This is a genomic window from Zoogloea sp. (assembly GCF_041904905.1).
GTDB lineage: Bacteria > Pseudomonadota > Gammaproteobacteria > Burkholderiales > Rhodocyclaceae > Zoogloea.
Genome location: NZ_JAYRMI010000001.1, coordinates 30,889 through 44,020, shown reverse-complemented (window position 1 = coordinate 44,020; position 13,132 = coordinate 30,889). Strand labels below are relative to the sequence as shown.

Sequence of the window (13,132 nt, the reverse complement as noted above, 5' to 3'; positions counted from 1 at the left end):
GATGCATCCCGTCTGGCTGTTCGACCTCGACAACACGCTGCACAACGCCAGCCCCCACATCTTCCCCCACATCAACCGCAGCATGACGGCCTACCTCATGCGCGAACTCGATCTCGACGAGCCGGCGGCCAACCGGCTGCGCATGGACTACTGGCGGCGCTACGGCGCCACCCTGCTGGGTCTCATGCGGCACCACGGCACCGATCCGCACCACTTCCTGCACGACACCCACCAGTTTCCGGATCTCGACCGGATGGTCGTCTTCGACAGCGCCCTGCATCACCTGCTGCGCCGCCTGCCGGGGCGCAAGATCGTCTTCTCCAACGGCCCCCGGCACTACGCCGAAGCCGTCCTCCGGGCGATGGGCATCCGCCAGCATTTCGCCGACGTCTACTCGGTCGAGCAGATGCGCTTCCACCCCAAGCCCGGCATCCGCGGCTTCCGGCACTTGCTGCGCGACCACCGCCTCAACCCGGCCCGCTGCATCCTGGTCGAAGACAGCGCCGAGAACCTGCGCACCGCCAAACGCCTGGGCATGACCACCGTGTGGATCAGCCGCAGCCTGCGCACCCCGCCCTTCGTCGATCACCGCCTGCCATCGGTGCTCGGCCTGGCGCGTCGCTCGATGCAGCGCGGCGGTTCGAGGTAAAATGCCGGATTCTGCGCTCCGCGCGCACCGCTGACACACCGCCACAGCCATGACCGCCCAGACCGAAAACCTCAACATCGCGGCCTTCGACCGCATGCCCTCCCCCGAAGAGATCGTCTCCCGCGTGCCGCTTACCGACGTGGCCGCCAGCGTCGTCCTGGAAGGTCGCCGCACCCTGCAGGCCATCCTCGACCACAAAGACCCGCGGATCTTCGTCGTCGTCGGCCCCTGCTCCATCCACGACCCCGTCGCCGGTCTCGACTACGCCCGACGCCTCAAGCAGCTCGCCGACGAAGTCGCCGACACCCTCGTGCTGGTGATGCGCGTCTACTTCGAAAAGCCGCGCACCTCCACCGGCTGGAAGGGCTACATCAACGACCCGCACATGGACGACTCCTTCCGCATCGACGAAGGCATGGAGAAAGCCCGGCGCTTCCTGCTGCAGGTGAACGAAGCCGGCCTGCCCGCCGCCACCGAGGCCCTCGACCCGATCGCTCCGCAATACTACGGCGACCTCATCGCCTGGACCGCCATCGGTGCCCGCACCTCCGAATCCCAGACCCACCGCGAGATGGCCTCCGGCCTGTCCACCCCGGTCGGCTTCAAGAACGGCACCGACGGCTCCCTCGACGCGGCGGTGAACGGCATCCTCTCCTCCGCGGCCCCCCACAGCTTCCTCGGCATCAACGCCCAGGGCCAGTCGTCGATCATCCGCACCCGCGGCAACGCCTACGGCCACGTGGTGCTGCGCGGCGGCGGCGGCCGCCCCAACTACGACACCGTGTCCGTCTCCCTGGCCGAAAAGGCCCTCGCCAAGGCCAAGCTGCCGACCAACATCGTCATCGACTGCTCCCACGCCAACTCCTGGAAGAACCCCGAATACCAGCCCCTGGTGATGCGCGACGTCGCCCACCAGATCCGAGAAGGCAACCGCTCCATCGTCGGCCTGATGATCGAAAGCAACATCGAAGCCGGCAACCAGCCCATCCCCGCGGATCTGACGCAGCTTCGCTACGGCTGCTCCGTCACCGACGCCTGCGTCGACTGGGCCACCACCGAACAGATGATCCGCAACACCCGCGACATCCTGCGCGAGGTCCTGCCCCAGCGGAGCCCGGCTTGATGAATCTGGTCGTCCAGGGCCGCAAGCTCGAAACCCGCGCACTAAAGGATCTCACCACCCTGACCGGCTCGGAAGGGGTGGGCCGGCTGGGTCCGAACGCCGTGCGCCTCATCAACGCCAGGCCGCACCCGGAGCTCGCCGCCTACTGCGAAGCCCACGAGCTCGACTTCGCCTTCGTCCCCGAAGATCGACGCCTCGCAGATTTCCGGCTGTTCGTCACCGACATGGACTCGACCCTCATCACCATCGAGTGCATCGACGAGATCGCCGACATGCAGGGCCTCAAGGCCGAAGTGGCGGCAATCACCGAAGCCGCCATGCGAGGCGAGCTGGATTTCCGTGAATCCCTCACCCGCCGCGTCGCGCTCCTCGAAGGCCTGCCTGAAGACGCCCTCGGGCGCGTCTTTCACGAACGGCTGCAACTCAACCCTGGCGCCGAACGCCTGATCGAAGGGCTCAAGAAAGCCGGGATCGTCACCGTGCTGGTATCGGGCGGCTTCACCTACTTCACCGAGCGCCTGCAGAAGCAACTCGGTTTCGACTACGCCTTCGCCAACGAACTCGAGATCCGCGGCGGCAAGCTCACCGGCCGGGTAAAAGGCGAAATCATCGACGGGGAGGCCAAGCGCCACACCCTTGAACTCGTGCGCAAGCATCACGGCTTCGCACCCGAAACGGTCATCGCAGCAGGAGATGGAGCCAACGATCTGCCGATGCTGTCGGCCGCTGGCGTGGGCGTCGCGTATCACGCAAAACCGGTTGTCAGGGAGCAAGCCTCCTTCGCCCTCAACTACAGCGGGCTGGACGGCATCCTCAACCTGTTCGCCTGAACTGGGCGGGTGGTGCGACTGGCGCGGGTGCTTCGCCGCGAAAAGCCGAAGGGCCCTTTCATGAGAATGTGCCGACCGGTTCAGCCCATTCTCTGCGCGGCCTCCCGGGCGTTGCTGCCCGCGTCCAGTGCGGGTCGAATACTACCAATGTCATTGAACGCGGACTGTGGCGCAATGCACATTGCGCAATGCAACATCGATAGAAGTCGAAATTCTTTACACCGATGCCACCATTCGGTAGACTGATCGAATGCCTATCAAAAAGACCATCATCGGCTTTTTTGTAGCGGCGACGCTGTCCGGCGTCACCATCGCTGCGGAGCCCATCGCGCCGGTCCAGGAGGACGCCCCTGCATCCACGGTGCTCGAGCGTTACACCGACTCCATGCGCTCCCTCGTCACCCGCAGCCTGAATTTCCTCGGCGTCCCCTACCGGATGGGCGGAACCAGCCCCCTCACCGGCTTTGACTGCAGCGGCTTCGTCGGCAAGGTCTTCTCCGACGCCCTCGGCTTCGGCCTCCCCCGCACCGCCGCCGAAATGTCCCAGACCGGCGAGCAGGTCAAGATCAACGATCTGAAGCCGGGCGATCTGGTGTTCTTCAACACCATGCGTCGCGCCTTCTCCCACGTGGGCATCTATCTGGGCAATTACCAGTTCGTGCACGCACCGTCTGCCGGCGGCGTGGTCCGCGTCGAAGACATGCGTGTCTCCTACTGGGCAGCCCGCTACGACGGTGCCCGGCGCGTCCTGCCCAGCGCCTCGGCCCGACCGACCCAGTCCAACTGACCCCCCGCCGGCCCTGCCGGCAAGCTGGCTCGCTGCGACATGATCCCCTGGCTCGGCGACCAACCCGATTTCCCCCCCATCTCTCGCGCCCTGCGCAACCCCAACGGGTTGCTCGCCGCCGGTGGTGCGCTCACGCCCGACTGGCTGCTCGCCGCCTACCGCCGGGGCATCTTCCCCTGGTTCAACGACGGCGAGCCCATCCTGTGGTGGAGCCCCGACCCCCGCATGGTGGTCTTCCCCAATCGAATCCGAATCACCCGCTCGCTGCGCAAGACCCTCCGCAACGCCCGCTACGAGGTACGCCTCGACAGCGCCTTTGCCACGGTCATCCGCGCCTGCGCCCAGACCCGAGAAGCCACCGGAACCTGGATCACCGACGCCATCCAGGACGCCTACATCCGGATGCACGAACTCGGCTACGCCCACTCGGTCGAGACCTGGGTCGATGGCGAGCTCGTCGGCGGGCTCTACGGCATGGCGGTGGGGCGCGCCTTCTACGGCGAATCCATGTTCAGCCGCCGCACCGATGCCTCCAAGATCGCCTTCGTGCACCTGGTGCGCTTCCTTGAGCAACAGGATTTTGGCGTGCTAGATTGTCAGATGACCACCCACCACCTCGCCTCGCTGGGTGGCCGTGAGATCACCCGCGAGGATTTCGTGAAGCTGCTCGACACCCTCACCCATGACGGCCCGGCACCCGCCCGCTGGCCGCAGGATGGAGCCCAAGCCCCCTGGACCTGACGCGCGCGATGCTCAAGGACTACCCCTACTCCCTGCTGCAGTTCTACGCCACGGCCCCCTACGCCTGCTCCTACCTGCCCGAGCGCCAGGCCCGCTCCCAGGTGGCCACCCCCAGCCACCTGATCGACACCCCGCTCTACAGCGAACTCGTGCGCAGCGGGTTCCGCCGCAGCGGCATCTTCACTTACCGCCCCTACTGCGACGCCTGCCGATCCTGCGTGCCGGTGCGCATCCCGGTGGCCGACTTCCGCCCCAACCGCAGCCAGCGCCGCGCGTGGTCGGCCCACGCGCACCTGCTTCCCCGCGAACTGCCGCTCGAATTCACCGAAGAGCACTACGCCCTCTACCAGCGCTACCAGGCCAGCCGTCACGCCGGCGGCGGCATGGACCAGGACAACCGCGAGCAATACACCCACTTCCTGCTCCAGAGCCATGTGGACAGCCGCCTCATCGAGTTCCGCGAGAAGGGCGTGCTGCGCATGGTGAGCGTCATCGACTGCCTCACCGACGGCCTCTCCAGCGTCTACACCTTCTACGACCCGGACCTCACCACCGGCAGCCTCGGCACCTTCGGCGTGCTGTGGCAGATCGAAGTCTGCCGCGAACTCGGGCTACCCTTCCTCTATCTCGGCTACTGGATCCGCGACAGCCGCAAGATGGCTTACAAGGCCCGCTTCCGTCCGCTCCAGGGGCGCATCGGCGGCCAGTGGCGCACCCTCACCGACGCCGATTTCGCCCGCCTCGACTGACTCCACCATGACCCTCGCCACCCGGGCCCTCTGGGCCGCCGCGCTCGCCTGCTGCGCAGCCGGCGCCAGCGCCGCGCCCACCTTCGACGACTTCTCCGCCGCTCCGCACCGGGACTGGCTCACCCTCTCCGGCGCCTCCCACCACTTCCAGCCCGACCGCCGCGACTGGCGCGAGGCGAACCCCGGCGTCGGCATGGAGCGGGAGTTCACCGGCACGCCGTGGGTAGCCTCTGCCGGCTACTTCCGCAACAGCTACGACCGCAACACCTTCTACGTCGGCGGACGCTGGATGCCCATTGCAGCCGGCCCCTTCCGCTTTGGTGCCTTCGGCCTGCTCGCCACCGGCTATCCGTCACCCATCCTCGTGCTACCCGCCGCCTCCGCCCAGATCGGCCGCGTCGGCGCCAATCTGGTCGCCCTGCCCAACCTTCCCGGTTACAGCGGCTACCTCGGGCTTCAGCTGCGCATCGCCATGGATTGATTGAAGAAACAAGACTTTTCCGCACTGCGGTAGAATGGCGGATGCTCTACGAAATCGCCCGCCCGGTGCTGTTTTCCCTCGATCCGGAAACCGCCCACGAAACCACCCTCGCCGGCCTCAATCTCGCCGGTCGCCTGCTTCCTGCCGCCCGCCCGCTTCCGGCCAAGCCGGTCGAGGTCATGGGCCTGCAGTTCCCCAACCGCATCGGCCTCGCAGCCGGCCTCGACAAGAACGGCGAAGCCATCGACGGCCTCGCCCGCCTGGGCTTCGGCTTCATCGAGATCGGCACGATCACGCCCCGCGCCCAGCCCGGCAACCCCAAGCCGCGCATGTTCCGGCTGCCGGAAGTCAAAGGCGTCATCAACCGGATGGGTTTCAATAACCACGGCATCGACGCGCTGATCGGCAACGTCCAGCAGATGAAATACCGGGGCATCCTCGGCATCAACATCGGCAAGAACGCCGACACCCCCATCGAACGCGCCGCCGACGACTACCTCATCTGCCTCGACAAGGCCTACCCGCTGGCGAGCTACATCACCGTCAACATCTCGTCGCCCAACACCAAGAATCTGCGCCAGCTGCAGGGCGAATCCGAACTCGACGCCCTCCTCGGTCAGCTCAAGGCCCGTCAGGCCCAGCTCGCCGACAAGCACGGCCGCTACGTGCCCATCACCCTCAAGATCGCCCCCGATCTCGACGACGCCCAGATCGCCAACATCGCCGACGCCCTCCGCCGTCACCGCATCGACGCAGTGATCGCCACCAACACCACCCTCGCCCGCGACAAGGTCCAAGGCATCAAGTTTGGCGATCAGCAGGGTGGGCTCTCCGGTGCGCCCCTGTTCGAGGCCTCCACCGCCGTCGTCGCCGCGCTCGCCAAGGCGCTCCAGAACGAAGTGCCGATCATCGCCGCCGGCGGCGTGCTCAACGGCCGCCAGGCCCGCGCCAAGCTCGAAGCCGGCGCAAAGCTGGTCCAACTCTACAGCGGCCTCGTCTATCGCGGCCCGGCGCTGGTCCGCGAATCCGTCGCCGAGACCCGCGATTTCGCCTGATGTGTCACGCGCCGGCTAAAACCCTACTTATGGCGGGCTTGAGTCCCGGCCAGCCGGCGCGGGATAATCCCGCCTTCGCCCTGCCCTCCGGATTCATCCGCTCCCGGCAACCATGACAAGCTACCTCTTCGTGATCCTCGGCGCCGTTCTTGTGAACAACGTCGTGCTGGTCCGCATTCTCGGCCTGTGCCCCTTCATGGGCGTCTCGAAGAAACTCGAGACCGCCGTCGGCATGGGCGCCGCCACCACCTTCGTGCTCACCCTCGGCTGCGGCACAAGCTATCTGGTCGACCACTACGTGCTGATGCCCGCCGGCGTCGAATACCTGCGCACCCTCGCCTTCATCGTCATCATCGCCGCCATCGTGCAGGTGACCGAGCTGGTCATTCAGAAGAGCAGCCCCACCCTGCACCAGGTGCTGGGCATCTACCTGCCGCTCATCACCACCAACTGCGCCGTACTGGGCATTCCGCTGCTCAACGTGGCGCTGCACCACGACCTGCTCGAATCCCTGCTCTTCGGCTTCGGCAGCTCGGTCGGCTTCTCCCTGGCCCTCGTGCTCTTCGCCGGCATCCGCGAACGCCTCGACGGCGCCGACGTGCCCGCCCCCTTCAAGGGCACCGCCATCGCGATGGTCACCGCCGGCCTGATGAGCCTCGCCTTCATGGGCTTCGCCGGCCTCGACAAGTACCACTGACACCATGCTCACCGCGCTTCTCGTCATGACCGGCATCGCCCTCGTCCTCGGGGCGGTGCTCGGCTTTGCATCGATCAAGTTCAAGGTCGAAGGCGACCCGCTGGTCGACAAGATCGACGCCATCCTGCCGCAAACCCAGTGCGGCCAGTGCGGCTTCCCCGGCTGCCGGCCCTACGCCACGGCCATCGCCAGCGGCGAGGCGGAGATCAACCAGTGCCCGCCCGGCGGCGAGGAAGGCATCCGCAAGCTGGCCGACCTCCTCGGTCGCGAGTTCAAACCGCTCTCCGAAGAGCACGGCGTCGAAAAGCCCAAGTCGGTGGCGGTCATCGACGAGCAGACCTGCATCGGCTGCACCCTGTGCATCCAGGCCTGCCCGGTCGATGCCATCGTCGGCGCCGCCAAGCAGCTGCACACCATCGTCGCCTCCGAGTGCACCGGCTGCGAGTTGTGCCTCGCCCCCTGCCCGGTAGATTGCATCGCGATGGAGCCCATCGCCGAAACCGTCGACACCTGGAAGTGGCGTTACCCGGTCTTCGAGATCAAGGCGGCCGCCTGACATGACCCACACCGCACGCGCCTGCCCCCGCGAGGCCTGACATGCTGCGCAAACTCTTCAAGTTCCACGGCGGCGTGAAGCCGCAAACCAACAAGTCCGAATCCACCACCGCGCCCATCGGGCAGGTGCCGCTGCCCGACCGGCTGGTCATCCCGCTCCATCAAGCCGTGGGCGGGCATCCGCGCCCACTGGTGGCGCCCGGCGACAAGGTCTTCAAGGGCCAGCGCATCGGCGGCGCCGACGGCAACCTGTCGTCCGCCGTGCACGCCTCCACCTCCGGCATCGTCCGCGACGTGGCCCCGGCCCTCATGCCCCACACCTCCGGCCTCGAGGCCCTGTCGGTGATTGTCGAACCCGACGGCGAAGATGCCTGGGGCCCGCTCGAACGCGTCAATTTCCGCAGCACCCCGCCCGACGAGCTGCGCGACTTCCTGCGCGACGCCGGCATCGTCGGTCTGGGCGGCGCCGTGTTCCCCAGCTACGCCAAGCTCAAGCCGGGCAAGGAAGGGCACCTCAAGACGCTGGTCATCAACGGCGCCGAGTGCGAGCCCTTCATCACCTGCGACGACCTGCTGATGCGCGAGCGCGCCCCCGAGATGCTCAAGGGCATCGTCGCCATGCGCCACATGCTGCAGGCCGAAGAAGTGCTGATCGGCATCGAGGACAACAAGCCCGAAGCCGTCGCCGCCGTGCAGGCCGCCATCGCCGCCAGCGGCGAGACGGGCATCGAGGCCGTCGCCATCCCCACCCGCTACCCGGCGGGCGGCGCCAAGCAGCTCATCCGCGTGCTCACCGGCATCGAAGTCCCCCACGGCCGCCGCTCCACCGATTTCGGCGTGCAATGCTTCAACGTGGGCACCGCCTTCAGCATCTACGAAGCCCTCGAGTTCGGCCGCCCGCTGGTGTCCCGCGTCGTCACCGTCGCCGGCAACGTGGCCCACCCGCGCAACTACGACGTGCTGATCGGCACGCCGATGGATCACGTGGTCCGCCTCACCGCCCCCCGCGCCGACACCGACCGCTACATCATGGGCGGCCCGATGATGGGCGTGCGCCTGCCGCGCTTCGACGTACCCGTGGTCAAGGCCACCAACTGCATCCTGGTCGGCAGCCCGGCGCTCTTCCCGGCCCCCGCCCCCGAAATGCCGTGCATCCGCTGCGGCGAGTGCGCCAAGGCCTGCCCGGCCGATCTGGCGCCCTTCGAGATGTACTGGTTCTCCCGCGCCAAAAACTTCGGCAAGGCGCAGGAATACCACCTCTTCGACTGCATCGAGTGCGGCTGCTGCAGCTTCGTGTGCCCGTCGCACATTCCGCTGGTGGATTACTTCCGCTTCTCCAAAAGCGAGATCTGGGCCCGCGAGCGCGAGAAGGAAGCCGCCGACGCCGCCCGCGACCGCTTCGAGTTCAAGAACTTCCGCCAGGAACGCGAGAAGCAGGAAAAAGCCGAAAAGCTCGCCGCCAAGGCCGCCGCCACCCGCGAGAAGGTCGCTACCGAAGGTGCCGCCCCGGCCACGGACGCCACCGCCTCTGCCCCCCCCGCTGCCGCGCCGGCCAAACCCAAGCCCTCGGTCGACCCCGCCAAGCTCGCGCTGATCGAAGCCGCCATGGAAAAGGCCCGCCTCCAGAAAGCCCAGGCCGCGCCAAAGAACACCGAGGTCGCCACCCCCGAGATCCAGGCCGAGATGGCCGCCATCGATGCGCGCCGCGACGCCGCCACCAAGGCCGACAAGGCCCCCGACACCCCGCCCGCTGGCGACGCCTGAGCCCCAGCCGCCCAAACCCCGATGAACAATTCCCCCTTCGTCCGCAAACCGGCCAGTGTCCAGCGGGTCATGCTCAAGGTGCTGCTGGCACTCCTGCCCGGCATCGCCGCCTACGTGTGGTTCTTCGGCGCCGGCATTCTCGTCCAGCTCGCCATCGCCTCGGCCGCCGCCCTGGCCGGCGAAGCCGCCATGCTCGCCATCCGCGGCAAGCCCAAGGCGCTCTTCCTCACCGATCTCTCCGCCATCGTCACCGCCTGGCTGATCGCCCTCACCTTCCCGCCCATCGTGCCCTGGTGGCTCACCGTCACCGGCACCCTGCTGGCGGTGGTGGTAGTCAAGCAGCTCTACGGCGGCCTCGGCCAGAACCCCTTCAACCCCGCCATGGCGGCCTTCTGCCTGATGATCGTCGCCTACCCCGCGCTGATGTCCCAGTGGCCGGCCGCCGGCCAGCTGGATTTCGGCACCCAGCTCAAGCTGATCTTCGGCGGCCTGCGCGATGTGGACGCCATCACCGGCGCCACCCCCCTCGACGCCCTGCGCACCGCCCTGCGCGGCGCCGCCAACCCCGATTCCCCCTTCCACGGCCTGCGCGCCAGCCAGCTCATGGACGGCCCGGCCTTCGGCACGATGGGTGGCAAGGGCGGCGAATGGGTCGCCCTCGGCTATCTGGTGGGTGGCCTGTGGCTGATCCAGCAGCGCATCATCACCTGGCACATCCCCGCGGCCTTCTGCGGCGCGCTCTTCGCCGTTGCCGGCCTGATGTGGGGCCTGCACCCCGACGGCTTCGCCTCGCCGCTGTTCCATCTGGCGTCGGGCGGCGCGATGATCGGCGCCTTCTTCATCCTCACCGACCCGGTCTCCGGCGCCACCACCGCCCGCGGCAAGCTGCTCTTCGCGGCCGGCGCGGCGGTGCTCACCTTCGTGATCCGCGCCTTCGGCGCCTACCCCGACGGCGTCGCCTTCGCCACCCTGCTGATGAACATCCTCGTGCCGATCATCGACATGAAGACCCAGGCCCCGGTGTTCGGCCACAAGAAAGACTGACATGAGCGAGACCACCGCCCTCCGGCTGTCCGCCCGCACCGGCACCATCATGGTCGCCTTCACCGTGGTGTTCACTGCGCTGATGGCCTTCACCTACGGCGCCACCAAAACCCAGATCGACGCCGCCGCGGCCGACGAGAAGATGAAGCTCATCTCCGAAGTGCTGCCCGCCGGCACTTTCGACAACGTCCTGCTCGACGACTTCGTCGCCCTCGGCCCCACGCCTGCGCTGGGCCTCGACGAAGGCGGCCGCGTCTACCGCGCCCGCAAGGCCGGCGAGCCCGCCGGGCTGCTCCTCGAAACCGTCGCCCCCGATGGCTACAGCGGCCGCATCGACCTGATCGTCGCCGTGCGCGCCGACGGCGGCGTCTCCGGCGTGCGTGCCGTCACCCACCGGGAAACCCCGGGCCTCGGCGACTACATCGACCCCAAGAAAGACAAGAACAAAGCCTCCCCTTGGGTCGCCCAGTTCGCCGACCTCAAGGCCGCCGACCTGCCCGGCTGCAAGGTGAAGAAAGACGGCGGCCAGATCGCCTACCACACCGGCGCCACCATCAGCGCCCGCGCGGTGACCAACGCCGTGGCCCGCGCCGCCCGCTTTGCCGCCGACAACCGGGATCGGCTCTTCGCGGCGCAAAGCGGCGCCCAGTTTGCCGGCACCCCCTGACGGAGCCCCGCCATGGACATTCAAGCCTACAAAGACATCGCCTGGAACGGCATCTGGAAGCAGAACACCGGGGTCGTCCAGATCCTCGGCCTGTGCCCGATCCTCGCCATCAGCACCAACATCGTCAACGCGGTCAGCCTGGGCCTCGCCACCATCCTGGTGATGGCCATGTCCAACCTGGTGATCGCTGCGCTGCGCAACTTCATCCCCTACGAGATCCGCATCCCGGTGTTCATCCTCATCATCGCCGCGCTCGTCACGGTGGTCGATCTGGCCTTCAACGCCTATCTGCACGAGCTTTACCTGGTGCTCGGCATCTTCATCCCGCTGATCGTCACCAACTGCATCGTGCTCGCCCGGGTCGAAGCCTTCGCCGCCAAGAACGAACCCGGCGGCTCCACCGTGGACGGCATCGCCATGGGCATCGGCCTCACCCTGGTGCTGGCGGTGCTGGGCGCCATCCGCGAGGTGATCGGCAGCGGCACCCTGCTGTCGGGCATCGAGATGATCTTCCCCGGCATGCAGCCCATCGTGCTGTTCGGCGACGACTACCCGGGCTTTCTGGTAGCCATCCTGCCGCCCGGCGCCTTCATCGCCCTGGGCTGCCTGATCGCCGGCCGCAACTGGATCGAGGCCCGCAAGCTCGCCCGCGCCCACGCCGCTGCCCTCGCGGCCAAGGCCGCCGAAGCCTGACCGCCCCATGGCCGACATGCGCCTCGCGGCGGTTGCCGAAGTCTTCCGCCGGCTGCGGGACGCCAACCCCCACCCCACCACCGAACTCGAATACGCCACGCCCTTCCAGCTGCTGGTGGCCGTGGTACTGTCGGCCCAGGCCACCGACAAGGGCGTGAACATCGCCACCCGCAAGCTCTTCGCCGTCGCCCCCACCCCCGAGGCGATGGCTGATCTGGGCGAGGACGGCATCGCCGAACACATCAAGACCATCGGCCTGTTCCGCAACAAGGCCAAGAACACCGCGGCGCTCTCCCGCCTGCTGCTCGAACGCCACGGCGGCGAAGTGCCCAAGGACCGCGAAGCCCTCGAAGTCCTCCCCGGCGTCGGCCGCAAGACCGCCAACGTGGTGCTCAACACCGTCTTCGGCGAGCCCACGATGGCCGTGGACACCCACATCTTCCGCCTCGCCAACCGCACCGGCCTCGCCCCCGGCAAGGACGTGCTCGAAGTGGAAAAGCGCCTGCTGCGCCGCATCCCCAAGGACTACCTGCGCGACGCCCACCACTGGCTCATCCTCCACGGCCGCTACGTATGCGTCGCCCGCAAGCCCAAGTGCGACGAATGCATCATCGGCGACCTCTGCCTCTATAAAGGGAAGTAGGGACTGGGAAATGGGGAGTGGGACGCAACCACCTCCCATCTCCCGGCACCCACTCCCCATTACCCAATACCCACTCCCCAAAAACCATGTTCGATCCTTCCCGTGACCAAGCCCGCCAGTTCTTCGTCGACGCCTGGCGCAAGCACCAGAACCGCGAAGTACTCACCCAGCTCGAGATCATCGCCGCCGACCTCGTCGCCCATCACCCCGAGTACCACGCCCTGCTGGGCGACCCGGACGGCGTGCAGAAAGATTTCAGCCCCGACGACGGCCAGATCAACCCCTTCCTGCACCTCTCCCTGCACCTCGCCATCGAGGAACAGCTCTCCATCAACCAGCCGCCTGGCATCCGCGAAGCCTTCGAGCACGCCCAGGCCCGCCACGGCGACCGCCACGCGGCGCTCCACGACGTGCTCGAATGCCTTGGCGAAACCATCTGGCGCGCCCAGCGCGACAAGGCCCCCCTCGACGGCAAAGCCTACGTCGAATGCGTCTGGAAGCGCGCCGGCGCTTAAGCCCCCGCGCACCACCGCAGCGCCCCAGCCCCCGGCCCCGTCCGGGGGTTTGTTTTTTCCGGCCCCGGCGGGCCCCGGCGCCTTTCCCGATCCGGTGATTAGCTTCTTCCTTTTAATTGGTTCGGTCCTGGCCGCCACA

At 67.5% G+C, this 13,132-nt stretch carries 16 protein-coding genes; all 16 read left to right on the top strand.

Annotation, left to right across the window (positions count from 1 at the left end):
- Nucleotide 1 precedes the first annotated feature (1 nt).
- The gene (locus ACE3N6_RS00225; protein ID WP_374243146.1) at nt 2-649 is read left to right on the top strand and encodes a pyrimidine 5'-nucleotidase; all 648 of its coding nucleotides are present in this window, start codon (nt 2-4) and stop codon (nt 647-649) included.
- 49 nt (nt 650-698) lie between these two features.
- Nucleotides 699-1,772 carry a 3-deoxy-7-phosphoheptulonate synthase gene (locus tag ACE3N6_RS00220; RefSeq protein ID WP_374243145.1) on the top strand — a complete coding sequence of 358 codons (1,074 nt, stop codon included), beginning with the start codon at nt 699-701 and terminating at the stop codon, nt 1,770-1,772.
- Nucleotides 1,772-2,602: a phosphoserine phosphatase SerB gene (gene serB, locus ACE3N6_RS00215; protein ID WP_374243144.1), complete on the top strand. Its 831-nt coding sequence runs from the start codon at nt 1,772-1,774 to the stop codon at nt 2,600-2,602. The genes ACE3N6_RS00220 and serB overlap by 1 nt, the downstream gene beginning before the upstream one ends.
- Nucleotides 2,603-2,852: 250 nt before the next feature.
- Nucleotides 2,853-3,389, top strand: a complete 537-nt coding sequence (locus ACE3N6_RS00210) for a C40 family peptidase (RefSeq protein ID WP_374243142.1) — start codon at nt 2,853-2,855, stop codon at nt 3,387-3,389.
- Between the two features lie 39 nt (nt 3,390-3,428).
- Complete coding sequence (aat, locus tag ACE3N6_RS00205) at nt 3,429-4,130, top strand: leucyl/phenylalanyl-tRNA--protein transferase (RefSeq protein WP_374243141.1); 702 nt, start codon at nt 3,429-3,431, stop codon at nt 4,128-4,130.
- Between the two features lie 8 nt (nt 4,131-4,138).
- Nucleotides 4,139-4,879, top strand: coding sequence for an arginyltransferase (locus ACE3N6_RS00200; protein WP_374243140.1), 741 nt, complete (start codon nt 4,139-4,141; stop codon nt 4,877-4,879).
- A gap of 7 nt (nt 4,880-4,886) precedes the next feature.
- Nucleotides 4,887-5,360 (top strand): hypothetical protein, encoded by a 474-nt coding sequence (locus ACE3N6_RS00195; RefSeq protein ID WP_374243139.1) that lies wholly within the window; start codon nt 4,887-4,889, stop codon nt 5,358-5,360.
- A gap of 41 nt (nt 5,361-5,401) precedes the next feature.
- A complete protein-coding gene (locus tag ACE3N6_RS00190; protein ID WP_374243138.1) occupies nt 5,402-6,415 on the top strand; it encodes a quinone-dependent dihydroorotate dehydrogenase in 1,014 nt (337 codons plus the stop codon).
- A 112-nt stretch (nt 6,416-6,527) separates the two neighbouring features.
- Nucleotides 6,528-7,112 (top strand): electron transport complex subunit RsxA, encoded by a 585-nt coding sequence (gene rsxA / locus ACE3N6_RS00185; protein ID WP_374243137.1) that lies wholly within the window; start codon nt 6,528-6,530, stop codon nt 7,110-7,112.
- A 4-nt stretch (nt 7,113-7,116) separates the two neighbouring features.
- A complete protein-coding gene (rsxB, locus tag ACE3N6_RS00180) occupies nt 7,117-7,668 on the top strand; it encodes an electron transport complex subunit RsxB (protein ID WP_374243136.1) in 552 nt (183 codons plus the stop codon).
- A gap of 41 nt (nt 7,669-7,709) precedes the next feature.
- A complete protein-coding gene (rsxC, locus tag ACE3N6_RS00175; RefSeq protein ID WP_374243135.1) occupies nt 7,710-9,431 on the top strand; it encodes an electron transport complex subunit RsxC in 1,722 nt (573 codons plus the stop codon).
- 21 nt (nt 9,432-9,452) lie between these two features.
- On the top strand, nt 9,453-10,475 hold the full coding sequence (locus tag ACE3N6_RS00170) for an RnfABCDGE type electron transport complex subunit D (RefSeq protein ID WP_374243134.1): 1,023 nt from the start codon (nt 9,453-9,455) through the stop codon (nt 10,473-10,475).
- 1 nt (nt 10,476) lies between these two features.
- Nucleotides 10,477-11,142: an RnfABCDGE type electron transport complex subunit G gene (locus ACE3N6_RS00165; RefSeq protein ID WP_374243133.1), complete on the top strand. Its 666-nt coding sequence runs from the start codon at nt 10,477-10,479 to the stop codon at nt 11,140-11,142.
- A gap of 12 nt (nt 11,143-11,154) precedes the next feature.
- The gene (locus tag ACE3N6_RS00160) at nt 11,155-11,835 is read left to right on the top strand and encodes an electron transport complex subunit E (RefSeq protein WP_374243132.1); all 681 of its coding nucleotides are present in this window, start codon (nt 11,155-11,157) and stop codon (nt 11,833-11,835) included.
- 16 nt (nt 11,836-11,851) lie between these two features.
- Nucleotides 11,852-12,478 carry an endonuclease III gene (nth, locus tag ACE3N6_RS00155; RefSeq protein ID WP_374243255.1) on the top strand — a complete coding sequence of 209 codons (627 nt, stop codon included), beginning with the start codon at nt 11,852-11,854 and terminating at the stop codon, nt 12,476-12,478.
- Between the two features lie 86 nt (nt 12,479-12,564).
- Nucleotides 12,565-12,993: a DUF1841 family protein gene (locus ACE3N6_RS00150; RefSeq protein WP_374243131.1), complete on the top strand. Its 429-nt coding sequence runs from the start codon at nt 12,565-12,567 to the stop codon at nt 12,991-12,993.
- Nucleotides 12,994-13,132 lie beyond the last annotated feature (139 nt).

Bases quoted from the DNA above. Each gene is read 5' to 3' on its own strand.
- ACE3N6_RS00225 (WP_374243146.1), top strand. From the start codon at position 2: ATGCATCCCGTCTGGCTGTTCGACCTCGACAACACGCTGCACAACGCC.
- ACE3N6_RS00220 (WP_374243145.1), top strand. From the start codon at position 699: ATGACCGCCCAGACCGAAAACCTCAACATCGCGGCCTTCGACCGCATG.
- serB (WP_374243144.1), top strand. From the start codon at position 1,772: ATGAATCTGGTCGTCCAGGGCCGCAAGCTCGAAACCCGCGCACTAAAG.
- ACE3N6_RS00210 (WP_374243142.1), top strand. From the start codon at position 2,853: ATGCCTATCAAAAAGACCATCATCGGCTTTTTTGTAGCGGCGACGCTG.
- aat (WP_374243141.1), top strand. From the start codon at position 3,429: ATGATCCCCTGGCTCGGCGACCAACCCGATTTCCCCCCCATCTCTCGC.
- ACE3N6_RS00200 (WP_374243140.1), top strand. From the start codon at position 4,139: ATGCTCAAGGACTACCCCTACTCCCTGCTGCAGTTCTACGCCACGGCC.
- ACE3N6_RS00195 (WP_374243139.1), top strand. From the start codon at position 4,887: ATGACCCTCGCCACCCGGGCCCTCTGGGCCGCCGCGCTCGCCTGCTGC.
- ACE3N6_RS00190 (WP_374243138.1), top strand. From the start codon at position 5,402: ATGCTCTACGAAATCGCCCGCCCGGTGCTGTTTTCCCTCGATCCGGAA.
- rsxA (WP_374243137.1), top strand. From the start codon at position 6,528: ATGACAAGCTACCTCTTCGTGATCCTCGGCGCCGTTCTTGTGAACAAC.
- rsxB (WP_374243136.1), top strand. From the start codon at position 7,117: ATGCTCACCGCGCTTCTCGTCATGACCGGCATCGCCCTCGTCCTCGGG.
- rsxC (WP_374243135.1), top strand. From the start codon at position 7,710: ATGCTGCGCAAACTCTTCAAGTTCCACGGCGGCGTGAAGCCGCAAACC.
- ACE3N6_RS00170 (WP_374243134.1), top strand. From the start codon at position 9,453: ATGAACAATTCCCCCTTCGTCCGCAAACCGGCCAGTGTCCAGCGGGTC.
- ACE3N6_RS00165 (WP_374243133.1), top strand. From the start codon at position 10,477: ATGAGCGAGACCACCGCCCTCCGGCTGTCCGCCCGCACCGGCACCATC.
- ACE3N6_RS00160 (WP_374243132.1), top strand. From the start codon at position 11,155: ATGGACATTCAAGCCTACAAAGACATCGCCTGGAACGGCATCTGGAAG.
- nth (WP_374243255.1), top strand. From the start codon at position 11,852: ATGCGCCTCGCGGCGGTTGCCGAAGTCTTCCGCCGGCTGCGGGACGCC.
- ACE3N6_RS00150 (WP_374243131.1), top strand. From the start codon at position 12,565: ATGTTCGATCCTTCCCGTGACCAAGCCCGCCAGTTCTTCGTCGACGCC.